Source organism: Pseudomonas sp. LD120 (assembly GCF_009861525.1).
Taxonomy (GTDB): domain Bacteria; phylum Pseudomonadota; class Gammaproteobacteria; order Pseudomonadales; family Pseudomonadaceae; genus Aquipseudomonas.
On the sequence record NZ_WVHL01000005.1, the window covers coordinates 1,982,418 to 2,003,906 of the forward strand.

Sequence of the window (21,489 nt, forward strand, 5' to 3'; positions counted from 1 at the left end):
AGCGCTATTTTTTTGCGCGAGTGATAAGCGAGGCAGCATGAGCGAAAGCTTGGAACACAATGCCCGGATCTTGGGCGAGCGCTGGCCGGTGCTGCTGGAGCGGCTGTTGGCTGAGGACAGTGGTGCGCTGCAGGCCGATCTGGTTGAGGGGCTGGGCTCGACCCTGAGCATTGCAGGTATTCAGCTCACCAGTCGTCATGATCGTACCCGTGAGGCGCATACCCAGGCCGCCAGCCTGCCTGAGGCGCCGGTCCTGCATCTTTACGGCTGTGGCTTGGGGGATCTGCAACGGGTGTTGCTCCAGCGGCCGGGGCTGAAGCGCCTGTACGTGCACATCCTCAATGGCGCGCTGTTCAAGCTGGTGCTGCAGTTGCTCGATCAGCAGTTCTGGCTGGTCGATCCGCGGGTCGAGCTGCTCTATGCCGGCGACCTGTCGGAGATTCAGCTGCCGTTCTTTGCCCTGCCGGCCGAGTTGGTGCTGGCCGATGACTACAACGCGAAGATCCGCGATCGATTGGTCAGTGAGACTCATGTGTCGTTCAACAACCGCCTGTTCACCGAGGAGGCGAGTGTCGCCGAGCGCCTGGCTGCCGTTGAGCCTTGGGTGCGGGCTGATGCCGATGTCGCCGAGTTGTTTGGCCGCGATAGCGGGCGCGAGGTTTTTGTGATCGCGACCGGTCCGAGCCTGGAGCCGCATTTTGCAACCTTGCGGGCGTTACGCGAGCGCCCGCAACGACCGTTGCTGATCTGTGTCGACACCGCTTATCAGCCCCTGCAGCGCCACGGTATTCAACCTGATGTGGTGGTGAGTGTCGATCAGCGTATTTCCAGTCGGCATCTTCCGGCTCAGGGAAGTGCCAACACGATCCTGGTGTATATGCCTCTGGCGGACCCGCTGGTGCTTGAAGGCTGGCAAGGGCCGCGTTACGTCGCTTACTCGGCCAGCCCGGTGTTTGCGCCTATGCGTCAGCGATGGCCTAAGGCGCAGTTGCATGCAGGAGGTAGCGTAATCCATCCCGCGGTGGACCTGGCGGTGAAGATGGGAGGGCGGCGGATCACGTTGTTCGGTGCGGATTTTGCGTTTCCGATGGATCGAACCCATGCCGGCTGGCAAGACGGCGACCTGGGGCCGCAACTCAAGGCCGCCAAGCATTGGGTGTTGGATGGCAATGGGCAGCGAGTCAAGACCCAGCTCAATTTCCGCAGCTACCTGTGCGAGTTGGAGCGCTACATCCAGAGTCAGCCCGAGGTCAGGTTTTTCAATACCAGTCGCAGCGGCGCAATGATCGCAGGGACTACCTTTCATGAGGATTTTGTTCAATGAGCCGGCTTGAGTCTTTGATTGCACGTGCCCGGGAGGTTGCCGATCTGTTCCGCCTGGGACGGGATGTCGAGGCGGCGGTGAACATGATCGAGCTGTTCGGCCCGGTGCAAGGCCTGGTCGATGCTGCCCCTCTGGCGGTTCAGCAGGACTGGGCTGGGTTGCTGAGTCTGATGCTCAAATGTCAGGAGGCGCAGGACTGGCTGGGCCTGGCCGACTACCTGGAGTATGAGCTGGTGGAGTGGCTGTCCATGGTAGTTGGAGATTGAGGAACAGGCACATCTAGCGGATTCTGGTGGGGTTTTTCTGGCGTCATTTTTTAGTTGGGCAAGGGTTTAAGCCCTTGTTTTCCAAGGGGTGGCAGGGTGATGGCAAATATTTTTGAAAAAGCCCTAAAGCAACTTGCATTGGCGACGATAACTATTACGAAGGTTCTCTAGGCCATTACCCGGCGGTTGCCAGGGCCGGAAGCCGCAGTACCCAACCAACGAGGAATTCGTCATGGCTTTAACAGTAAACACTAACGTCACGTCGTTGAACGTTCAGAAGAACCTGAACCGCGCTTCCGACGCTCTGTCGACTTCGATGACTCGCCTGTCTTCCGGCCTGAAAATCAACAGTGCAAAAGACGACGCCGCCGGCCTGCAGATCGCTACCCGTATGACTTCGCAGATCCGTGGTCAGACCATGGCGATCAAGAACGCCAACGACGGTATCTCCATCGCCCAGACCGCTGAAGGCGCGATGCAAGAATCCACCAACATCCTGCAGCGTATGCGTGAACTGGCCGTTCAGTCGCGAAACGACTCCAACGGTACTGCTGACCGCACCGCTCTGGACAAAGAATTCGCTCAGATGTCCGACGAGCTGACTCGTATCGCCAAGTCGACCAACCTGAACGGCAAGAACCTGATCGACGGTACCGCTGGCACCATGACCTTCCAGGTTGGTTCCAATACTGGTGCTACCAACCAGATCACCATCACCCTGGCTAGTGGCTTCGATGCTGCGACCCTGAGCGTGGGTTCTGCTACCATCAGCATCAGCGCCACCGACAGCGCCATGTCGGAAACCAACAGCAAAGCTGCGATCGACGCGATCGACAAAGCGCTGCAGACCATCAACTCCAGCCGTGCCGACCTCGGTGCTGCCCAGAACCGTCTGACCAGCACCATCTCCAACCTGCAGAACATCAACGAAAACGCCAGTGCTGCACTGGGTCGTGTACAAGATACCGACTTCGCTGCTGAAACTGCCCAGCTGACCAAGCAGCAGACTCTGCAACAGGCTTCGACCGCAGTTCTGGCCCAGGCCAACCAACTGCCATCCGCTGTACTGAAACTGCTTCAGTAATAGCTGGCTAAGCTTTGGCGGGGGAGTGCGCTGGTCGTGCTCTCTCGCTTTTTTACTTTAAGAGGTGATGGACATGGATATGAGCGTGAAGCTGAACTTGTCTTATCCAGCGGCCAAGTCAGCGACGCCTGTTGCCGATAAGCCTGCGGAGAAGCCTCGAGAGGTGGTTCCTGCTGTTTCGAACTCGGCCAGGCCGGAAGAAAAGAAAGAAACGCATACCGAGCAGGAAAAGCTGAAGATGGCCGTGCAGGAGATAGAGAAGTTTGTCCAATCGGTCAAGCGCAATCTGGAGTTCTCGATTGACGAGCCTTCCGGTCAGGTTGTGGTCAAAGTGATTGCCAGTGATTCGGGAGAGGTGGTTCGGCAGATCCCCAACGAAGAAGTGCTGAGATTGGCTAACAGTTTGAATGACGCTAGCAGTTTGCTGTTCAGTGCCAAGGTCTGATACCTGGCATGAAAATTGTTGCTGTGTTGTTTTGGGCGCTCTAGCGGTCAAAAGACTGGCGGCACACTGAAGGGAGAGACACATGGCAAGTCCAATTCTACCGGGTACTGGTCTGGGTTCCGGCCTCGATACCGGTGCTATCGTCAAGGCGTTGGTTGCGGCTGACAAAGCGGCCAAGCAGGGTCAGATCGACCGTGCAACCACCAACAACAGCGCGAGTATCTCCGGGATCGGAACCTTGCAATCGCTGTTGTCGACCTTTCAGAGCACTATGTCGGCTGCTGGGCTGGGAAGTGCTGTCAATCCGTCCTTTTCCGGCTTTTCTGCCACCTCCAGTGACAGTAAGGTCGTCGACGCCACGGCAGACAACTATGCGGTGGCCGGCAAGTACTCTATTGAGGTCACTAAGCTTGCAACTTCGTCAAAAGTGGCCAGTGCGGCTTTTGCCGGGGGAAATACCAGTGCCATTCCGAGTGGTACGTTGAACATCACTCAAAATGGCATTAATTATCCGCTGACTGTTGGCGCCAATGCGACGCTGCAGTCGGTGCGCGATGCGATCAATGCCGACTCCAAGATGGCCATGTCCGGTATCAGTGCCAACATCGTGACCGACTCCTTTGGGGCGCGGCTGGTGATCGGTTCGGAGAAGACTGGTGCGGGTTCTGATATCTCTGTCAGCGGTATTGCCGGGTTGGAGATTGATGGCTCTCAAACGATGGGAAGCGGTGCGGCGGCATCGGGCAACATCGGTGGCTTGGCCCAGGATGCGGAGTTCAAAGTCGATGGTATGGGGCTGACGAGTAAAACCAATACCGTTACGCAGGCAATTTCCGGTCTTAAGCTCAACTTGGTGGCTGTGACCGACAAGCCGATCACTGTGACTGTCGCTACCAACACCGAAGGCCTTAAAACGTCGATCCAGAAGTTCGTCGATGCTTATAACGCTGTGGCCAACGGTGTTTCGGCGCTGACCAAGCCTTCTTTGGATGACAGTGGCAACCCTACGATTCCGGCTCAATTAACCGGTGACGCACTGCCTCGCTCGATCTTGGCGGCCATTCGTGCGCCGTTGTCGGAAGTGGGGGCTGGCGACAAGTTGACTGTTTTGGCTCAGTTGGGGATCACCACCAACCAGAAGACCGGTGCGCTGGATTTCGACGACAAGAAGTTTACGGCGGCCATGACCGATAAAAAGCTCGGTGGCGAAGTTCAGAAGTTGTTTACCGGCGATGGCGTCAATCCTGGGCTGTTGGAGCGCATGACTTCCGCCATCAAGCCATTTACCCAGGGCGTAGGTTCGATGACCGAGGGGATTCTGACCACTCGGACCAAGGCTCTGGACATCACCAAGAAAAAGCTTAGTGATCAGCAGGAGGCTCTTGATCGTCGAGTGGCCACTCTGACTGCCGTGCTGACCAAGAAGTACAACGATATGGATAGTCTGGTGGGTAAGTTAAAGGCCACCGCCAGTAATATCACGTCGATGTTCGAAGCGTTGAACGCACAGAAAAAAGGCTAACATCCAGCCTGCGCCAAAAGCCCGGCAGTGTTTTCAAGCGCTCCGGGCTTTTGCATTTGATCTAAAGTTTTTTGACGTTACGTCGATACATTGCATATACGAACCCTTGAGTTTTGAAGAGGTATCACATGAATCCGATGTTAGCCCTTCGGCAGTACCAGAAGATCGGTGCGCAGGCGCAGACCTCCGAAGCCAGTCCTCATCGCCTGGTGCAGATGCTGATGGAGGGTGGCCTGGATCGTATCGCTCAGGCCAAGGGCGCGATGGAGCGCAAGGATGTCGCCAACAAAGGCGTCTTTATCAGCAAGGCCATTGGCATTGTCGGCGGCTTGCGTGAGGGACTGGATCTTGAAAACTCTCCGGATACCCTAGGGGATCTGGACGGCCTGTATACCTACATGATGAAGCGTCTGGCCGAGGCTAATATCAAGACGGATCCGAAGATTCTCGATGAGGTTTCTGATCTGTTGCGTACGGTCAAAGAGGGCTGGGACGCCATTGCTGCTCCAGGTCCACAGTTTTAAGGAGGAACACCATGAGTGCAGTCCTGCAACGCATTGAAGAAACTCGCGAGGCTTTGGTGGGTGCTTTGGCCGAGCGCAACTGGCAAGCCATTGGTGAGTTGGATCTGGCGTGCCGTTCATGCATGGAGGATGTGCTCAGCGAGGCGCAGGTGGACGAGGTTGCGTTGCGGGACAATCTTGAGGGGTTGTTGGGGGTTTATCGGCAGCTGCTTGAGGTGGCGACAGGCGAGCGTCAGGCAATAGTCGACGAGATGTCGCAGATCCAGCAGGCACAGAACGCAGCAAAGGTTTACCATCTGTTCGGTTAATGTTGAGTTAATCCGAACCTTGCGCGCCATAAATTTGACTGTGCACGCTTTTTTGACTTAACTAGTGGCTGTTTTCAGATTTCAGGCGTCTAAAAGGTAGAAAATGCCTACAAGCGCGTCTAGCTTGCCCCTCATTCTGGGCATTTGAGTTGACTAGGGAAGTTGCTATTGCATGTGGCGTGAAACCAAAATTCTGCTGATCGATGACGATAGCGTCCGCCGCCGCGACTTGGCGGTGATTTTAAATTTTCTCGGCGAGGAAAATTTACCCTGCGGCAGCCATGACTGGCAGCAGGCTGTCGGCTCTTTGTCGTCAAGTCGTGAAGTGATTTGCGTCCTCATCGGGACGGTAAGTGCTCCTAGTACGCTTCTGGGCTTGTTAAAGACACTCTCAACCTGGGATGAGTTCCTTCCGGTTTTGTTAATGGGCGAAAATTCTTCCATTGACCTGCCTGAAGATCAGCGGCGGCGCGTGCTTTCCACGCTGGAAATGCCGCCTAGCTACAGCAAGCTGCTTGATTCTCTGCACCGTGCTCAGGTCTATCGTGAAATGTACGATCAGGCTCGCGAGCGTGGCCGTCACCGCGAGCCCAATCTATTTCGTAGCCTGGTAGGCACCAGTCGCGCAATTCAGCATGTGCGGCAGATGATGCAGCAGGTGGCAGATACCGATGCGAGCGTGCTGATTCTCGGGGAGTCGGGGACTGGTAAGGAAGTCGTCGCACGTAACCTGCACTACCACTCCAAGCGCCGCGACGCGCCTTTTGTTCCGGTCAATTGCGGGGCAATTCCTGCCGAGTTGCTAGAGAGTGAACTGTTCGGTCACGAAAAGGGCGCCTTCACCGGGGCCATCACCAGTCGCGCCGGGCGCTTCGAGCTGGCCAATGGCGGCACCCTGTTTCTCGACGAAATTGGTGATATGCCGCTGCCGATGCAGGTCAAGTTGCTGCGTGTGCTGCAGGAGCGCACCTTTGAGCGCGTGGGCAGTAACAAGACCCAGGGGGTTGACGTGCGCATCATCGCAGCGACCCACAAAAACCTGGAGAGCATGATTGAGGTGGGCAGTTTCCGTGAGGATTTGTACTACCGCCTAAACGTGTTCCCTATCGAGATGGCACCGTTGCGTGAGCGGGTGGAAGACATTCCGCTGCTGATGAATGAGCTTATTTCGCGAATGGAACACGAGAAGCGTGGTTCGATCCGTTTCAACTCCGCTGCGATCATGTCGCTGTGCCGGCACGGCTGGCCGGGTAACGTCCGTGAGCTGGCCAATTTGGTCGAGCGCATGGCGATCATGCATCCCTACGGGGTTATTGGCGTGGTCGAGCTGCCGAAGAAATTCCGCTACGTCGATGATGAAGATGAGCAGTTGGTAGACAGTCTGCGCAGTGATCTGGAAGAGCGCGTCGCGATCAATGGTCATGCGCCGGACTTCGCCGCTACTGCCATGCTGCCGCCGGAAGGCCTGGATTTGAAAGACTACCTTGGTAGTCTTGAGCAGGGTCTGATCCAGCAGGCGCTGGATGATGCCAATGGCATCGTGGCGCGGGCTGCCGAGCGTTTGCGGATTCGTCGCACCACTCTGGTGGAGAAGATGCGCAAGTACGGCATGAGCCGCCGTGAAGGGGATGAGCAGGCGGAGGATTGACGCCGGTTTTTCAAGGCTTTGAAAAAAAAAGTGTTTTTTTTAGGCACGGGTATTGCTTTGGCTCTTGTAACGTTCCGTTTAACTGACGGTCAGCCAAGCGAGAGAGCACAATGCCCCAAGCCGCCCAGATGTCTCCTGCCCCTGTTGTTCAGGGGCAATCGCCGTCCGTAGAGCAGGCAAGTCGGCTAGGCCTTGAGCAGGCCTTTGCCTTGTTCAACCAGATGTCGAGCCAACTTACTGACTCCTACAGCATGCTTGAAGCCCGAGTCACCGAGCTCAAGGGCGAGTTGGCGGTGGTCAGCGCCCAGCGGATGCAGGAGCTAGCTGAAAAAGAGCGTCTGGCCAATCGTCTGCAAAACCTGCTCGACCTGCTGCCAGGTGGGGTGATCGTGATTGATGGTCAAGGCATTGTCATTGAAGCCAACCCGGCGGCCTGCGAGTTGCTGGGGTTGCCGCTGGAAGGTGAACTGTGGCGCAACATCATTGCCCGAAGCTTTGCTCCCCGTGAAGATGACGGTCATGAAGTCTCCTTGCGTGATGGTCGGCGTCTGTCGATCTCCACTCGTTCGCTGGACGCCGAGCCTGGGCAGTTGGTGCTGCTCAATGATTTGACGGAAACCCGTCACCTGCAAGACCAACTGGCCCGTCATGAGCGGCTGTCGTCTCTGGGCAAGATGGTCGCTTCCCTGGCGCATCAGATTCGTACGCCTTTGTCGGCAGCGTTGCTCTATGCCAGCCATCTCACCGAGCAAGAATTGCCGGCGGCCACTCATCAACGATTTGCTGGGCGACTCAAGGAGCGTCTGCATGAGCTTGAGCATCAGGTGCGGGACATGCTGGTGTTCGCACGCGGCGAATTGCCACTGACCGATCGTCTGACGCCTAAATCCCTTCTGCAATCGTTGCAGGCCGCTGCCCTGACCCATGTCCAGGATGTTGCCGTGCGCTGGCAGTGCGATAGCCATCAGGGGGAGTTGTTGTGTAACCGCGACACCCTGGTTGGCGCCTTGCTCAATCTGATCGAGAACGCTGTCCAGGCCAGTTCTGGGGCGGCGCGCCTGAAGATCCATCTCTACACCCGGGGCGATACCCTGCGGCTTTGTGTGAGCGACAGTGGTGGCGGAATCGATGCTGCGCTCCTGGAGCGTCTTGGCGAGCCATTTTTCACCACCAAGGCCAATGGAACCGGGCTCGGCCTGGCAGTGGTCAAGGCGGTGGCGCGTGCCCATCAGGGAGAATTGTCGCTGCGCTCGCGTCCTGGGCGCGGTACTTGTGCGCTGGTGAGCTTGCCGTTGTTCTCCAGTGCTACTGGGGAGGAATGAGGGGCATGGCAATCAAGGTTCTACTGGTCGAAGACGATCGCGCATTGCGTGAGGCCCTGGCGGATACCCTGCTGTTGGCGGGTCATGACTACAAGGCTGTCGCTAGTGCGGAAGATGCGCTGGAGGCGGTGGCCGGTGAGTCATTCAGCCTGGTGGTCAGTGACGTCAATATGCCGGGCATGGACGGTCATCAGTTGCTGTGCCTGTTGCGCGCTCGTCAGCCGCAGTTGCCGGTGTTGTTGATGACTGCCCATGGCGCGGTCGAGCGGGCTGTTGATGCCATGCGTCAAGGTGCGGCCGATTACCTGGTCAAGCCTTTTGAGCCCAAGGCCTTGCTTGAGTTGGTGGCGCGTCATGCCCTGGGGTCTTTGGGGGCGCAAGAGAATGAAGGGCCGGTGGCTTTCGAGCCGGCCAGTGCGCAGTTGCTGGAGTTGGCGGCGCGGGTGGCTCGCAGTGATTCCACGGTGTTGATTTCTGGTGAGTCCGGTACCGGCAAGGAAGTGCTCGCCCGTTACATTCATCAGCATTCCCATCGAACCAGCCAGCCGTTTATCGCCATCAATTGTGCGGCGATTCCTGACAACATGCTCGAGGCCACCCTGTTTGGCCATGAGAAGGGGGCTTTTACTGGCGCCATTGCCGCGCAGCCTGGCAAATTCGAACAGGCCGATGGCGGCACCATTTTGCTGGACGAGATTTCCGAGATGCCCTTGGGCTTGCAGGCAAAGTTGTTGCGGGTCTTGCAGGAGCGTGAGGTTGAGCGGGTGGGCGCGCGCAAGCCGATCGCTTTGGACATCCGAGTGGTGGCTACCACCAACCGCGATCTGGCGGCGGAAGTGGCGGCAGGGCGTTTTCGCGAGGATTTGTATTACCGGCTGTCGGTGTTCCCGTTGGCATGGCGTCCGCTGCGCGAGCGCACCGCCGATATTCTGCCGCTGGCTGAGCGCTTGCTGGCCAAACACGTCAATAAAATGAAGCATGCTGCCGCCAGACTGTCGGCGGAGGCTCAGGCGTGCCTGTTGGCTTATCCCTGGCCGGGTAATGTTCGCGAGTTGGATAACGCGTTGCAGCGAGCGCTGATCCTGCAGCAGGGTGGTTTGATTCGGCCGGAAGATTTCTGTCTGGCCGGGCCTGTGGCCTGCGCGCCTCTGCCGGCGCTGGCGGTGCCTCGTGGCGCGCAGGCTGAAGTTGACTCGGGCGCCCAAGAGACCGGCGGTCTGGGCGACGATCTGCGGCGTAGGGAGTTCCAGATGATTATCGATACCTTGCGCGCCGAGCGCGGCCGGCGTAAGGAGGCCGCGGAGCGTTTGGGGATCAGTCCGCGTACTTTGCGCTACAAGTTGGCGCAGATGCGCGATGCGGGGATGGACGTTGAGGCTTATCTATTTGCTACTTGATTGATCGTTCGCGAAGCCCGGGAGGGGCTTTTGTCGAGTTGGGCCATGGAGCTGGCACCCTTGTTGCTAACACCTCACTAACCGCGGAGTGAGTGTCAAAAAAATGCGGGTCGTCAGAGAGAGTAGACCATGAGCCAAGGTGTTGAATTCAATCGGTTGATGCTGGACATGCGAGCCATGCAAATGGAGGCCATGTCGCAACCCAAATCCGCCCCAGCGGCGCAAGTCAGCGGCAGCAGCTTCGCTGACATGCTTGGTCAGGCGGTGAATAAGGTCAGTGACACTCAGCAAGCGTCCAATCAGTTGGCCAGCGCCTTCGAGATCGGCAAAAGCGGTGTCGATCTGACGGATGTAATGATTTCCTCGCAAAAGGCCAGCGTGTCTTTTCAAGCCTTGACCCAGGTGCGTAACAAACTGGTCCAAGCGTATCAAGACATCATGCAGATGCCGGTTTAAGGACGAGATTGAGTCATGGCAGAAGCAGTCGCCGATAACGTACCGGCCAAGGCCACCCCGATAGACGGTAAACCGCCGCTGTTCGGTTTGTCCTTCCTGGAAAACCTGTCCCAGATGACCATGCTGCGTCAGGTCGGCCTGCTGGTGGGGCTGGCCGCTAGCGTGGCGATAGGTTTTGCCGTGGTGCTGTGGTCCCAGCAACCTGATTACCGGCCGCTGTATGGCAGCCTGGCAGGGATGGATGCCAAGCAGGTCATGGAAACTCTCGCGGCTGCGGATATTCCTTACACCGTTGAGCCCAACTCCGGAGCTTTGTTGGTCAAGGCAGATGACTTGTCCCGTGCCCGCATGAAGTTGGCGGCCGCGGGCGTGGCGCCGAGTGACGGCAACGTCGGTTTCGAAATTCTCGATAAAGAGCAGGGGCTGGGCACCAGTCAGTTCATGGAGGCGACCCGTTACCGTCGTGGCCTGGAAGGCGAACTGGCGCGGACTATCTCCAGCCTGAACAACGTCAAGGGCGCCCGAGTGCACCTGGCCATTCCGAAAAGCTCGGTATTTGTCCGTGACGAGCGCAAGCCCAGCGCCTCGGTCTTGGTGGAACTGTACTCCGGCCGCTCCCTGGAACCAGGCCAGGTCATGGCCATCGTCAATCTGGTGGCAACCAGCGTTCCTGAGTTGAGCAAGTCCCAGGTCACCGTGGTCGACCAGAAAGGCAATCTGCTCTCCGATCAGGCGGAAAACTCTGCGCTGACCATGGCGGGCAAGCAATTTGATTACAGCCGTCGTCTGGAAAGCATGCTGACTCAGCGGGTGCACAACATTCTGCAACCGGTGCTGGGTAACGACCGCTACAAGGCCGAAGTTTCGGCGGATGTCGACTTCAGTGCGGTGGAGTCCACTTCCGAGCAGTTCAACCCTGATCAGCCAGCGCTGCGCAGCGAGCAGTCGGTCAATGAGCAGCGTTCCAGCAGCAACGGGCCGCAAGGCGTGCCGGGGGCCTTGAGCAATCAGCCGCCATCGCCGGCTTCGGCGCCACAAACCACCGGTGGTGCTACCGCCGCTGCGGGCATGGTGCAACCGGGGCAGCCCTTGCTTGACGCCAACGGTCAACAGGTCATGGATCCGGCTACCGGTCAGCCGATGTTGGCGCCTTACCCGGCGGACAAGCGTCAACAATCCACCAAGAATTTCGAGCTGGATCGTTCCATCAGCCATACCAAGCAGCAACAAGGGCGTCTGAATCGCCTGTCTGTCGCGGTGGTGGTGGACGATCAGGTCAAGATCAACCCGGCCAATGGTGAAACCAGCCGGGCTCCATGGAGCGCCGACGAGCTGGCGCGTTTCACCCGCTTGGTACAGGACGCGGTGGGTTTCGATGCCAGCCGCGGTGACAGCGTCAGTGTGATCAACGTGCCGTTCTCTGCTGAGCGTGGGGACGTGATCGCCGACATCCCGTTCTACTCGCAGCCCTGGTTCTGGGACATCGTCAAGCAAGTTCTGGGTGTGCTGTTCATCCTGGTGCTGGTGTTTGGCGTTCTGCGTCCGGTGCTCAATAACATCACCGGCGGCGGTAAGGACAAGCAGTTGGCGGGGCTTGGCAGCGATGTCGAGTTGGGTGGCATGGGCGGTCTGGATGGTGAGTTGGGCAATGATCGGGTCAGTCTCGGTGGTCCGCAAAGCATTCTGCTGCCGAGCCCGAGCGAGGGTTATGACGCTCAGTTGAACGCAATCAAGAGTCTGGTGGCTGAAGACCCGGGTCGTGTGGCTCAGGTCGTGAAAGAGTGGATTAACGCAGATGAGTGATAACCGAGCCGCTACCGCCAAACTGACCCGGGTCGACAAAGCCGCAATTCTGCTGCTGTCCCTGGGTTCCACCGACGCTGCGCAAGTGTTGCGCCACATGGGGCCTAAAGAGGTTCAGCGTGTGGGTGTGGCCATGGCGCAAATGGGCAACGTGCATCGTGAGCAGGTCGAGCAGGTCATGAGCGAGTTCGTTGACATCGTCGGCGACCAGACCAGCCTGGGCGTAGGGTCTGACGATTACGTGCGCAAAATGCTCACTCAGGCGCTGGGCGAAGACAAGGCCAATGGCCTGATCGACCGTATCCTGCTGGGTGGCAACACCAGTGGCCTCGACAGCCTGAAGTGGATGGAGCCGCGGGCCGTGGCCGACGTGATTCGCTATGAGCACCCGCAGATCCAGGCCATCGTGGTGGCGTATCTCGATCCGGATCAGGCCGGTGAAGTGTTGGGTAACTTCGACCACAAGGCGCGTCTGGACATCATTTTGCGGGTGTCCTCGCTCAATACCGTGCAGCCGGCGGCCCTGAAAGAGCTGAACCAGATTCTCGAGAAGCAATTCTCCGGCAACTCCAACGCTTCCCGTACCACCCTGGGCGGTATCAAGCGCGCGGCCGACATCATGAACTTCCTCGACAGTTCGATCGAAGGCCAGTTGATGGACTCGATCCGCGAAGTCGACGAGGACCTGTCCGGTCAGATCGAAGACTTGATGTTCGTCTTCAATAACCTGGCCGATGTCGATGATCGTGGTATCCAGGCCCTGTTGCGCGAAGTGTCTTCCGACGTACTGGTTCTGGCCCTTAAAGGCTCGGACGAAGGGGTCAAGGAAAAGATTTTCAAGAACATGTCCAAGCGTGCGGCGGAGCTGTTGCGCGACGATCTGGAAGCCAAGGGCCCGGTGCGCGTCAGCGACGTGGAAACCGCGCAGAAGGAAATCCTCACCATTGCCCGCCGTATGGCCGAAGCCGGAGAAATCGTTCTCGGCGGGAAGGGCGGCGAAGAAATGATCTAAGGTCGCTTTATGTCGTCCAGCAGTGATGAGTCCCAAGGCGAAGTGATTCGCGCTCGGGACGTTGAGGAGTTTGATGTCTGGACTCTGCCCAGCTTTGATCCCGCGCCGCCTGAGCCTGAACCTGAGCCCGAGCCGGAAGGCGTGCCGGAAGAAATCGAGGAGGTGCCGCTGGAGGAAGTCCAGCCGCTGACCCTTGAGGAGCTCGAGAGCATTCGTCAGGAAGCCTATAACGAAGGTTTCGCCACCGGTGAGAAGGAAGGCTTTCACAGCACTACGCTCAAGGTCCGCCAGGAAGCAGAAGTTGCTCTGAGTGCCAAGTTGCAGGCGCTGGAGTCGCTGATGGGCAACCTGTTCGAACCGATTGCCGAGCAGGACAGCGAGATTGAAAAGACCCTGGTGGACCTGGTCAAGCATATCACTCGCCAAGTGGTCCAGCGTGAGCTGGTGATGGATTCCAGCCAGATCGAACACGTCATGCGTGAAGCGCTCAAGCTGCTCCCTTTAGGGGTCGGCAATGTGCGTTTGTACATCAATCCGCAGGATTTCCAGCAGGTTAAGAGCCTGCGCGACCGTCATGAGGAAAGCTGGCGCATCGTCGAGGATGAAGCGCTGCTGCCAGGGGGGTGTCGGGTCGAAACTGAGCACAGTCGCATTGACGCCAGTATGGAAACCCGGATTACCCAGGCCATGGACCAGCTTTTTGAGCAATTGCACGAACAGTCGCTGCACCCGGCCGCTGCGGACTTGAATCTGGATCTTGGTCCGCGCACCCCAGCCTCGGAAACGGCTGCGGCTGATCCTGCTGCCCCTTCGGGCGCGTCGACCGACGAGCTTCTGGACCCCAGCGATGCGCCTTGAACGCACCAGTTTCGGCAAGCGCCTCGGCGGTTATGCCGAGGCCGTCAAATTGGCTAATCAGCCGATTCTTGAAGGTCGCCTGTTGCGCATGGTCGGCCTGACCCTTGAGGCTGAGGGATTGCGGGCCGCCATGGGCACTCGCTGCATGGTGATCAACGACGACAGCTACCACCCAGTCCAGGTTGAGGCGGAAGTCATGGGCTTCTCCGGAAGCAAGGTGTTCCTGATGCCAGTGGGCAGTGTGGCCGGGATTGCCCCCGGTGCTCGCGTAGTACCGCTGGCGGACACCGGGCGCTTGCCCATGGGCATGGGCATGCTCGGACGAGTACTGGATGGCGCCGGGCGGGCATTGGACGGTAAGGGCAGCATGCGCGCCGAAGACTGGGTGCCGATGGACGGCCCCACCATCAACCCCCTTAAGCGCGACCCCATCAGCCGGCCGCTGGATGTGGGAATCCGCAGCATCAACGGTTTGTTGACGGTGGGGCGTGGTCAGCGGCTTGGCCTGTTCGCTGGTACCGGCGTGGGTAAGAGTGTGCTGCTGGGCATGATGACGCGCTTCACTGAGGCCGACATCATCGTGGTTGGGCTGATCGGTGAACGGGGCCGCGAGGTCAAGGAGTTCATCGAACATATTCTGGGTGAAGAGGGGCTCAAGCGATCGGTGGTGGTCGCGTCGCCTGCGGACGATGCGCCGCTGATGCGTCTGCGGGCGGCCATGTACTGCACGCGGATCGCCGAATATTTTCGCGACAAGGGCAAGAATGTCCTGTTACTGATGGATTCCCTGACTCGTTTCGCCCAGGCCCAGCGGGAAATCGCCCTGGCCATTGGTGAGCCGCCCGCCACCAAGGGTTATCCGCCTTCGGTGTTCGCCAAGCTGCCCAAGCTGGTGGAGCGGGCCGGTAATGCCGAGGCCGGCGGTGGTTCGATCACGGCCTTCTACACCGTGCTGTCCGAGGGCGATGACCAGCAAGACCCGATTGCCGACTCGGCGCGGGGTGTGCTTGACGGGCACATCGTGTTGTCTCGGCGTCTGGCGGAAGAGGGGCACTATCCGGCGATCGACATCGAAGCGTCCATCAGTCGGGTCATGCCGGCGGTTATCAGTCCTGACAACATGGCGCGGGCGCAGTATTTCAAGCAGTTGTGGTCGCGTTACCAGCAAGCGCGTGACCTGATCAGCGTCGGCGCTTATGTGGCCGGTGGCGATCGAGACACCGATACCGCCATTTCCCTGCACCCGGCGATGGTGGCTTACTTGCGCCAAGGGCTGAACGATAACGTCAGTCTCGGCCATAGCCAGACCCACCTGGAACTGCTTTTCGCTCCGGCAACGGACGGGTAACGAACCATGGCCGATAGCCGTGCGGCGCGTCTGGCGCCGGTGGTGGATATGGCTGAGAGCGCCGAGCGTACCGCCGCCCAGCGCCTGGAGTATTTCCATGGTCAAGTGCGTGTGGCCGAAAGCAAGCTGGGGGACCTGGAGCGTTTTCGCGGCGATTATCAAGAGCAATGGGTCGAGCGCGGCAAGCTTGGTGTCAGCGGCCATTGGTTGATGAACTACCAATACTTCCTCAGTCAGTTGGACACAGCCGTTGGGCAGCAGCGGCAAAGTCTGGCTTGGCATCAAAATAACCTCGATCGCGCTCGGGAGGCCTGGCAGCAGGCCTATGCACGGGTGGAAGGGCTGCGCAAGCTGGTGCAGCGCTATATTGATGAGGCCCGCGCGCTTGAGGACAAACGCGAGCAGAAGCTGCTGGATGAACTTTCTCAGCGCTTGCCCCGTCAAGATCCTTATTGAGCCCACTGATTTTTTCTCCGCGGGTTGTTCCACTACCGAGTGGGTGCTACACCTCTTAAGCGTCGTCAATGACAAGGAAGCAGTCTTATGTCGGTCGTTACAGAAATTTCCCCGGATGGGCAAAAACTCACGATTTCTATCAAGGGGCGCTTTGATTTCGGGCGTCACCAGGAGTTTCGTGAATCCTACGAGCGTCTCAATAGAACGCCCGAGTCCATCGTGGTGGACCTCAAGGAGGCCACCTATCTCGACAGTTCGGCCCTGGGCATGTTGCTGTTACTGCGCGATCACGCCGGTGGCGACAATGCCGATGTCCGAGTGATCAATAGCAACTCGGATGTGCGCAAGATTCTCGCGATCTCCAACTTCGACAAGCTTTTCGACATCACTTGAGCGGTACGCACTCGATGGCTGAGCCCCTGTGTGTGCTGATCGCCGAGGACGGCGCCGCTGACCGCCTGCTGCTGTCTAGCATTATTCGGCGCCAGGGGCACCACGTGTTGGCGGCAAGTAACGGTGCGGAGGCGCTGGAGTTGTTTCAGCGCCAGCGGCCGCACATTGTGCTGATGGACGCGATGATGCCGGTGATGGACGGGTTTGAGGCGGCTCGGCAGATCAAAGACCTGGCCGGCGAGACGCTGGTGCCGATCATTTTTCTTACTTCCCTGAGTGGGGGGGAGGCGCTGGCTCGTTGCCTGGAGGCGGGGGGTGACGACTTTCTGGCGAAACCGTACAACCCGGTGATCCTGGCGGCCAAGATCAATGCCATGGACCGCTTGCGGCGTCTGCAAGAAACCGTTTTGCGCCAGCGCGACCAGATCATTGGTCACCACGAATACCTGCTTAACGAGCAGCGAGTGGCCAAGGCGGTATTCGACAAGGTGGCTCATTCCGGGTGTCTGGATGCCCCGAATATCCGCTATCTGCAATCGCCTTATGCGTTGTTCAACGGTGATTTGCTGCTGGCGGCCTACACCCCGGCGGGGGATATGCATGTGCTGCTGGGTGACTTCACCGGTCACGGTCTTCCGGCCGCAGTCGGGGCCATGCCTCTGGCAGAGGTGTTCTATGGCATGACCGCCAAGGGCTACGGCCTGCCGGAAACCCTGCGGGAGATGAACGCCAAGCTCAAGCGGATCTTGCCGGTGGACATGTTCTGCTGCGCCACCTTGTTGTGCCTGAGTTTTCAGCGGCGAGCGGTGGAGGTGTGGAACGGCGGCATGCCAGAAGGCTATTTATACTCCTGCGCCAGTGGCGCGCGAACACCGCTGGTGGCCCGCCATTTGCCGCTCGGGGTGCTGAGTGCCGAGGCCTTTGAGGACTGCACCGAGGTCTTCCCCATGGCCCCCGGAGATCGGGTGTTTCTGCTGTCCGATGGGGTGATCGACACCTGCAATGCCGAAGATGAGCTGTTCGGTGTGGAGCGATTGCAGCAGGTATTCGCGGCCAATCGTCAGGAGGAGTGTCTGTTCGAGGAGATTCAACAGGCCCTTGAGAGATTTGGCGGGCAGGCGCGGGATGATGTGAGCATGGTTGAGGTCGGCCTTCCCGAGCTCTCGCAGTTGGCGCCGCCGGCGCTGGTGTATTCCGACAGTGGTCAGTCCTGCCCGCTGGACTGGTCGGTGAGCTTCGAGTTTCGCGCGGCCACTCTCAAGCGCTTCAATCCCTTGCCGTATCTGTTGCAGTTGTTGCTTGAGGTGCACGGTCTACGCTCCCAGAGCGGACCTCTTTACAGTGTGCTGGCAGAGCTCTACTCCAATGCTTTGGAGCATGGTGTGCTCAAGCTCGACTCGCGCCTCAAGCGCGATGCTGAAGGCTTTGGGCGCTACTATCGCGAGCGGGCGGAACGTCTGGCACAGTTGCAGGACGGTTTTGTGCGGGTGCATCTGCAGGTTCAGCCTTTGGGCGCCGGCGGTCGCCTGCTCGTGCGGGTCGAGGACAGCGGGGAGGGCTTCGATGTGGCGGCGGTGCTGTCCCGTCCTCTGGACATCGGGCGCTTGTCGGGGCGTGGTGTGAACCTGATTCGTCAGATGAGTCGGCAGGCTGTGTGGGCGGACGATGGGCGTAGCGTCTGCGTGGAGTTTTCCTGGGGGGCTCTGGCATACTCCCCGGGTTCTTGATCAAGGAGTGAACAAGTGGCTGAGATTCATCTGGACCACACTGTGCTCAACGCATTGCAGGAAGTCATGGAGGACGAATATCCCGTCCTGCTAGACACCTTCGTCTGCGATTCCGAGACGCGCGTGCAACTGTTGCGCAAATCCGAGGACGCGCTTCAACTCGTGGCAACGGCCCACAGCCTCAAAGGTAGCAGCAGCAACATGGGGGCCATTCGCTTGGCCGAGCTCTGTCATCAACTCGAGTTGCGTGCCGGGCAGGCGAGCGGTGACGGCGTGCGTCAGTTGGTGGGAGAGATCGATGGTGAGTTCGCCATTGTCCGCCGTCTGTGCGAGCAGGAGCTGCAGCGCTTTCACTGCTGAGCAGTACTTTTTATACGCCGGTTGATAAAACTGGCTCGACCCTTGCAGATAAGTCCCTCAACTGTACCTATGATCCCTGTGCAGCGGAGACTGTCCCATGGCTGTTACCCCTCATTCGCTTCTTCAGGCCACTGCTCAGGCCAGCCCTCAGTCCAAGGCGCAGCCGACGCCTGTTGGCCCTTTGGCAAGCCTTGCCCAGCCTGGAGATAAGGCGTCCAGCTTTGCGCAGCTCTACGCTAAAGAGTCCCAGAACAAGCCGCAGAACAAGTCACTGAACGTCGCTGGCAACTCGCCCAAGCCGCTACGAGACAGCAATGCCGACAGTGGTCCGAAGAAGAGCGCCGGCAGTGATGACGCTGCCGCGCCACAGTCAGTGGTTGCCGATAGCGGCAAAAGCTTGCCTGCCGAGAAGTCCGCCGCCCGTGACAACAAGGCCGCTGCCAGTGATAACAGCAAGCCGGCCGATCCGGCTCAGGCGGACGCGCAGCCGGGTGACCCGGCGCTCGACCCGGCTCTGGTCCAGGTAGCACCGCAGCTACCACCGGTGGCCGTTGAGCCTCCGGTTACGCCCGTGCCCTCATCTGAGGTCGAAGCCGCACCAGTGGTGGTGCCGCCGGCTGTCGCCGCTGGCGTAGCGCCAGCAACTGGCGCCGAGCCAGGCAAGGGCGAATTCGATCCAGAGGCCGATCCTCTGGACGCCTTGCCCGCGTTGCGCCTGGCCATGGAACAGGGGGGGCACGTGTCGGCTGCCAGTCAGGCGCAGCCCAAGGCCGCGTCTGCGAACCCCAATACCGACGGTCAACTGACGTCGGTGCAGAACTTCGCCAATGGTATGGCGGTCATGCTTGAGCAGCAGGCTGGCAAGAGTAGTACCGAGCAGGGTGGCGAAAAGGCGTTCACTGGTCTGATTTCCGAGGGCTTGAAAGACCTCAAGGGGGCATCCAGTGATACTCGTGTGGATGACTTCGCCAATCGTCTGGCGGCCCTGACTCAGGCGGCGACGCCGAAGACCGCCAACGCGACCCCGGTCAATCAGCCGCTGGCCATGCAGCAGAATGGTTGGACCGAGGAAGTGGTCAACCGGGTCATGTACCTGTCCAGCAATAGCCTCAAGTCGGCCGATATCCAGTTGCAGCCGGCGGAGTTGGGGCGTCTGGATATCCGCGTGCACATGATCCCGGATCAACAGACTCAGGTGACCTTCATGAGTGCCCACGCAGGTGTTCGCGAAGCGCTGGAAGGGCAGATGCACCGCATGCGCGAGATGTTCAGCCAGCAGGGGCTGGGGCAGGTGGACGTGAACGTCTCCGACCAGTCTCGTGGCTGGCAGGGCCAGGAACAGGCGCAGCAGGGGCAGAATCGTGGCGGCGGTTCCAGCACCAGCGGCGCACGTCTGGATGGCGGCGATGAAGAGCTGCCGCATGGCGTGGCTGAAGTGGCCGCACCAGTGCAGACGGTGATCGGCTCCAGCGCGGTCGACTACTACGCCTGATCGCTTGCCGGGTCGAATGGGCTCGCGCCTTCGCCCTTGGGCGCGCCGCGAGTCCGTTCCATCGCTCCGATAAGGCCTGCGGTTTAACCTGGTGTGGTTGCCGCAGCCTTGTCTCGCACTTTTCCCTCGCTGCTCATCCCCGATTTTGGACAAGTCTGGCATAACACTTGCTCTTGCCTTGCCGTGCGACTGTGAACCCCCGAATAGTGACGGATTATTGGCATGGCGAAGAGCGAAGCAGCAGAAAAACCCACCGGTGGGAAAAGCAAACTCAAGCTTATCCTCTTGATTGTCCTGGCGTTGTTGCTGGCCATTGGTTTGTCGGTCGGCGCCACCTGGTACTTCATGCACGGAGCCCAGAGCAAGCCCGCTCCGGAGCAAGCCGCGAGCAACATCAAGCCTGCGGCGATCTACGAGCCGATGGCGCCGGCGTTCGTGGTCAACTACACACAGAATGGTCGCCAGCGCTACATGCAGGTGAGTATTACTCTGTTGGCGCGCAACCAAGCTGATCTGGACGCGCTGAAAGTGCACATGCCAGTAATCCGTAACAACCTGGTGATGCTGTTCTCCGGGCAAAACTTCGACACCCTTGCGACTCCGGTGGGCCAGGAAATGCTCCGTCAGAAGGCCACCGCCAGCGTTCAAGAGGTGGCGCAGAAAGAGGTGGGCAAAGTGGTGGTCGAGCAGTTGCTCTTTACTAACTTCGTACTGCAGTAGGAACACGACATGGCCGTGCAGGACCTGCTGTCCCAGGATGAGATCGACGCACTGTTGCATGGTGTCGACGATGGTCTGGTGCAGACCGAACACGCTGCCGAACCCGGCAGTGTCAAAAGCTACGACCTGACCAGTCAGGATCGCATCGTCCGCGGACGCATGCCGACTCTGGAAATGATCAATGAACGTTTCGCCCGCTATACCCGGATCAGTATGTTCAACATGCTGCGGCGTTCGGCTGACGTGGCGGTGGGCGGCGTGCAGGTCATGAAGTTTGGTGAGTACGTGCACTCGCTGTACGTGCCGACCAGTCTCAACCTGGTGAAGATCAAGCCGCTGCGCGGTACCGCGCTGTTCATCCTCGATGCCAAGCTGGTGTTCAAGCTGGTGGACAATTTCTTCGGCGGCGATGGCCGTCACGCGAAGATCGAAGGGCGTGAATTCACCCCGACCGAACTGCGCGTGGTGCGCATGGTGCTGGAACAGGCCTTCGTCGATCTGAAGGAGGCCTGGCAGGCGATCATGCCGGTCAACTTCGAGTACATAAACTCCGAAGTGAACCCGGCCATGGCCAACATTGTCGGTCCCAGCGAGGCAATTGTGGTCTCGACGTTCCATATCGAACTCGATGGCGGCGGCGGTGATCTGCACGTGACCATGCCGTATTCGATGATCGAGCCGATCCGCGAAATGCTCGACGCAGGCTTCCAGTCCGACCTGGACGACCAGGATGAGCGCTGGAGCAAGGCATTGCGCGAGGACTTGCTGGATGTGGCGGTGCCGCTGAGCGCTACGGTGGCTCGTCGTCAGTTGCGCCTGCGGGACATCCTGCACATGCAGCCTGGCGATGTGATTCCCGTCGAGCTGCCGGAAGACATGATCATGCGTGCCAACGGCGTGCCGTCGTTCAAGGTCAAGCTGGGTTCCCACAAGGGCAATCTGGCGTTGCAAGTGATCGAATCGATCGAGCGCCGTTGAGCGGTGCTCCAACCTGTTTGCTGTTCAATGAATTTTTGCCCGTCGA

At 59.1% G+C, this 21,489-nt stretch carries 22 protein-coding genes; all 22 read left to right on the forward strand.

The features are described from left to right. Positions 1–37 precede the first annotated feature (37 nt). The 22 genes from PLD_RS23355 to fliM all read left to right on the forward strand — a co-directional run bounded on the left by PLD_RS23355 (position 38) and on the right by fliM (position 21,443). A complete protein-coding gene (locus tag PLD_RS23355; protein WP_159896960.1) occupies positions 38–1,324 on the forward strand; it encodes a motility associated factor glycosyltransferase family protein in 1,287 nt (428 codons plus the stop codon). Beyond that, positions 1,321–1,590, forward strand: a complete 270-nt coding sequence (locus PLD_RS23360) for a hypothetical protein (protein WP_159896962.1) — start codon at positions 1,321–1,323, stop codon at positions 1,588–1,590. The genes PLD_RS23355 and PLD_RS23360 overlap by 4 nt, the downstream gene beginning before the upstream one ends. 232 nt (positions 1,591–1,822) lie before the next feature. Next, positions 1,823–2,674, forward strand: coding sequence for a flagellin domain-containing protein (locus PLD_RS23365; RefSeq protein WP_159896964.1), 852 nt, complete (start codon positions 1,823–1,825; stop codon positions 2,672–2,674). A 73-nt stretch (positions 2,675–2,747) separates the two neighbouring features. After that, positions 2,748–3,119 carry a flagellar protein FlaG gene (locus PLD_RS23370; RefSeq protein WP_159896966.1) on the forward strand — a complete coding sequence of 124 codons (372 nt, stop codon included), beginning with the start codon at positions 2,748–2,750 and terminating at the stop codon, positions 3,117–3,119. Between the two features lie 82 nt (positions 3,120–3,201). Beyond that, on the forward strand, positions 3,202–4,641 hold the full coding sequence (gene fliD / locus PLD_RS23375) for a flagellar filament capping protein FliD (RefSeq protein WP_159896968.1): 1,440 nt from the start codon (positions 3,202–3,204) through the stop codon (positions 4,639–4,641). A gap of 128 nt (positions 4,642–4,769) precedes the next feature. Next, complete coding sequence (fliS, locus tag PLD_RS23380; RefSeq protein ID WP_159896970.1) at positions 4,770–5,165, forward strand: flagellar export chaperone FliS; 396 nt, start codon at positions 4,770–4,772, stop codon at positions 5,163–5,165. An 11-nt stretch (positions 5,166–5,176) separates the two neighbouring features. Continuing rightward, a complete protein-coding gene (locus PLD_RS23385; RefSeq protein ID WP_159896972.1) occupies positions 5,177–5,473 on the forward strand; it encodes a flagellar protein FliT in 297 nt (98 codons plus the stop codon). A 172-nt stretch (positions 5,474–5,645) separates the two neighbouring features. After that, complete coding sequence (locus PLD_RS23390) at positions 5,646–7,121, forward strand: sigma-54 dependent transcriptional regulator (RefSeq protein ID WP_159896974.1); 1,476 nt, start codon at positions 5,646–5,648, stop codon at positions 7,119–7,121. 110 nt (positions 7,122–7,231) lie between these two features. Continuing rightward, positions 7,232–8,443: a PAS domain-containing sensor histidine kinase gene (locus PLD_RS23395; protein WP_159896976.1), complete on the forward strand. Its 1,212-nt coding sequence runs from the start codon at positions 7,232–7,234 to the stop codon at positions 8,441–8,443. A gap of 5 nt (positions 8,444–8,448) precedes the next feature. Then, positions 8,449–9,840: a sigma-54 dependent transcriptional regulator gene (locus PLD_RS23400; RefSeq protein ID WP_159896978.1), complete on the forward strand. Its 1,392-nt coding sequence runs from the start codon at positions 8,449–8,451 to the stop codon at positions 9,838–9,840. Positions 9,841–9,969: 129 nt separating this feature from the next. Beyond that, on the forward strand, positions 9,970–10,296 hold the full coding sequence (gene fliE, locus PLD_RS23405; RefSeq protein WP_159896980.1) for a flagellar hook-basal body complex protein FliE: 327 nt from the start codon (positions 9,970–9,972) through the stop codon (positions 10,294–10,296). Positions 10,297–10,311: 15 nt separating this feature from the next. Beyond that, entirely contained in the window at positions 10,312–12,099 is a 1,788-nt protein-coding gene (fliF, locus tag PLD_RS23410; protein ID WP_159896982.1) for a flagellar basal-body MS-ring/collar protein FliF, read from the forward strand. Further along, entirely contained in the window at positions 12,092–13,111 is a 1,020-nt protein-coding gene (gene fliG / locus PLD_RS23415; RefSeq protein WP_011059975.1) for a flagellar motor switch protein FliG, read from the forward strand. Before fliF ends, fliG begins: the two co-directional genes overlap by 8 nt. A gap of 9 nt (positions 13,112–13,120) precedes the next feature. Continuing rightward, complete coding sequence (gene fliH, locus PLD_RS23420) at positions 13,121–13,969, forward strand: flagellar assembly protein FliH (RefSeq protein WP_159896984.1); 849 nt, start codon at positions 13,121–13,123, stop codon at positions 13,967–13,969. Then, the gene (gene fliI / locus PLD_RS23425) at positions 13,959–15,317 is read left to right on the forward strand and encodes a flagellar protein export ATPase FliI (protein WP_159896986.1); all 1,359 of its coding nucleotides are present in this window, start codon (positions 13,959–13,961) and stop codon (positions 15,315–15,317) included. Before fliH ends, fliI begins: the two co-directional genes overlap by 11 nt. A gap of 6 nt (positions 15,318–15,323) precedes the next feature. Then, positions 15,324–15,773: a flagellar export protein FliJ gene (gene fliJ, locus PLD_RS23430; protein WP_159896988.1), complete on the forward strand. Its 450-nt coding sequence runs from the start codon at positions 15,324–15,326 to the stop codon at positions 15,771–15,773. Between the two features lie 87 nt (positions 15,774–15,860). Then, positions 15,861–16,166: an STAS domain-containing protein gene (locus tag PLD_RS23435; RefSeq protein ID WP_159896990.1), complete on the forward strand. Its 306-nt coding sequence runs from the start codon at positions 15,861–15,863 to the stop codon at positions 16,164–16,166. Positions 16,167–16,180: 14 nt separating this feature from the next. Continuing rightward, on the forward strand, positions 16,181–17,893 hold the full coding sequence (locus PLD_RS23440) for a fused response regulator/phosphatase (protein ID WP_159896992.1): 1,713 nt from the start codon (positions 16,181–16,183) through the stop codon (positions 17,891–17,893). A 15-nt stretch (positions 17,894–17,908) separates the two neighbouring features. Continuing rightward, positions 17,909–18,253, forward strand: coding sequence for an Hpt domain-containing protein (locus PLD_RS23445; RefSeq protein ID WP_159896994.1), 345 nt, complete (start codon positions 17,909–17,911; stop codon positions 18,251–18,253). Between the two features lie 97 nt (positions 18,254–18,350). Beyond that, positions 18,351–19,745 (forward strand): flagellar hook-length control protein FliK, encoded by a 1,395-nt coding sequence (locus PLD_RS23450; RefSeq protein ID WP_159896996.1) that lies wholly within the window; start codon positions 18,351–18,353, stop codon positions 19,743–19,745. Positions 19,746–19,967: 222 nt separating this feature from the next. Then, positions 19,968–20,465, forward strand: coding sequence for a flagellar basal body-associated protein FliL (gene fliL, locus PLD_RS23455; RefSeq protein WP_159896998.1), 498 nt, complete (start codon positions 19,968–19,970; stop codon positions 20,463–20,465). Between the two features lie 9 nt (positions 20,466–20,474). Next, positions 20,475–21,443: a flagellar motor switch protein FliM gene (gene fliM / locus PLD_RS23460; RefSeq protein ID WP_159897000.1), complete on the forward strand. Its 969-nt coding sequence runs from the start codon at positions 20,475–20,477 to the stop codon at positions 21,441–21,443. The last annotated feature ends 46 nt before the right edge of the window (positions 21,444–21,489 follow it).

Bases quoted from the DNA above. Each gene is read 5' to 3' on its own strand.
- fliE (WP_159896980.1), top strand. From the start codon at position 9,970: ATGAGCCAAGGTGTTGAATTCAATCGGTTGATGCTGGACATGCGAGCC.
- fliJ (WP_159896988.1), top strand. From the start codon at position 15,324: ATGGCCGATAGCCGTGCGGCGCGTCTGGCGCCGGTGGTGGATATGGCT.
- PLD_RS23360 (WP_159896962.1), top strand. From the start codon at position 1,321: ATGAGCCGGCTTGAGTCTTTGATTGCACGTGCCCGGGAGGTTGCCGAT.
- fliH (WP_159896984.1), top strand. From the start codon at position 13,121: ATGTCGTCCAGCAGTGATGAGTCCCAAGGCGAAGTGATTCGCGCTCGG.
- PLD_RS23370 (WP_159896966.1), top strand. From the start codon at position 2,748: ATGGATATGAGCGTGAAGCTGAACTTGTCTTATCCAGCGGCCAAGTCA.
- PLD_RS23355 (WP_159896960.1), top strand. From the start codon at position 38: ATGAGCGAAAGCTTGGAACACAATGCCCGGATCTTGGGCGAGCGCTGG.
- fliL (WP_159896998.1), top strand. From the start codon at position 19,968: ATGGCGAAGAGCGAAGCAGCAGAAAAACCCACCGGTGGGAAAAGCAAA.
- PLD_RS23450 (WP_159896996.1), top strand. From the start codon at position 18,351: ATGGCTGTTACCCCTCATTCGCTTCTTCAGGCCACTGCTCAGGCCAGC.
- fliS (WP_159896970.1), top strand. From the start codon at position 4,770: ATGAATCCGATGTTAGCCCTTCGGCAGTACCAGAAGATCGGTGCGCAG.
- PLD_RS23395 (WP_159896976.1), top strand. From the start codon at position 7,232: ATGCCCCAAGCCGCCCAGATGTCTCCTGCCCCTGTTGTTCAGGGGCAA.
- PLD_RS23365 (WP_159896964.1), top strand. From the start codon at position 1,823: ATGGCTTTAACAGTAAACACTAACGTCACGTCGTTGAACGTTCAGAAG.
- PLD_RS23440 (WP_159896992.1), top strand. From the start codon at position 16,181: ATGGCTGAGCCCCTGTGTGTGCTGATCGCCGAGGACGGCGCCGCTGAC.
- fliG (WP_011059975.1), top strand. From the start codon at position 12,092: ATGAGTGATAACCGAGCCGCTACCGCCAAACTGACCCGGGTCGACAAA.
- PLD_RS23400 (WP_159896978.1), top strand. From the start codon at position 8,449: ATGGCAATCAAGGTTCTACTGGTCGAAGACGATCGCGCATTGCGTGAG.
- fliI (WP_159896986.1), top strand. From the start codon at position 13,959: ATGCGCCTTGAACGCACCAGTTTCGGCAAGCGCCTCGGCGGTTATGCC.
- PLD_RS23435 (WP_159896990.1), top strand. From the start codon at position 15,861: ATGTCGGTCGTTACAGAAATTTCCCCGGATGGGCAAAAACTCACGATT.
- fliM (WP_159897000.1), top strand. From the start codon at position 20,475: ATGGCCGTGCAGGACCTGCTGTCCCAGGATGAGATCGACGCACTGTTG.
- fliF (WP_159896982.1), top strand. From the start codon at position 10,312: ATGGCAGAAGCAGTCGCCGATAACGTACCGGCCAAGGCCACCCCGATA.
- fliD (WP_159896968.1), top strand. From the start codon at position 3,202: ATGGCAAGTCCAATTCTACCGGGTACTGGTCTGGGTTCCGGCCTCGAT.
- PLD_RS23390 (WP_159896974.1), top strand. From the start codon at position 5,646: ATGTGGCGTGAAACCAAAATTCTGCTGATCGATGACGATAGCGTCCGC.
- PLD_RS23385 (WP_159896972.1), top strand. From the start codon at position 5,177: ATGAGTGCAGTCCTGCAACGCATTGAAGAAACTCGCGAGGCTTTGGTG.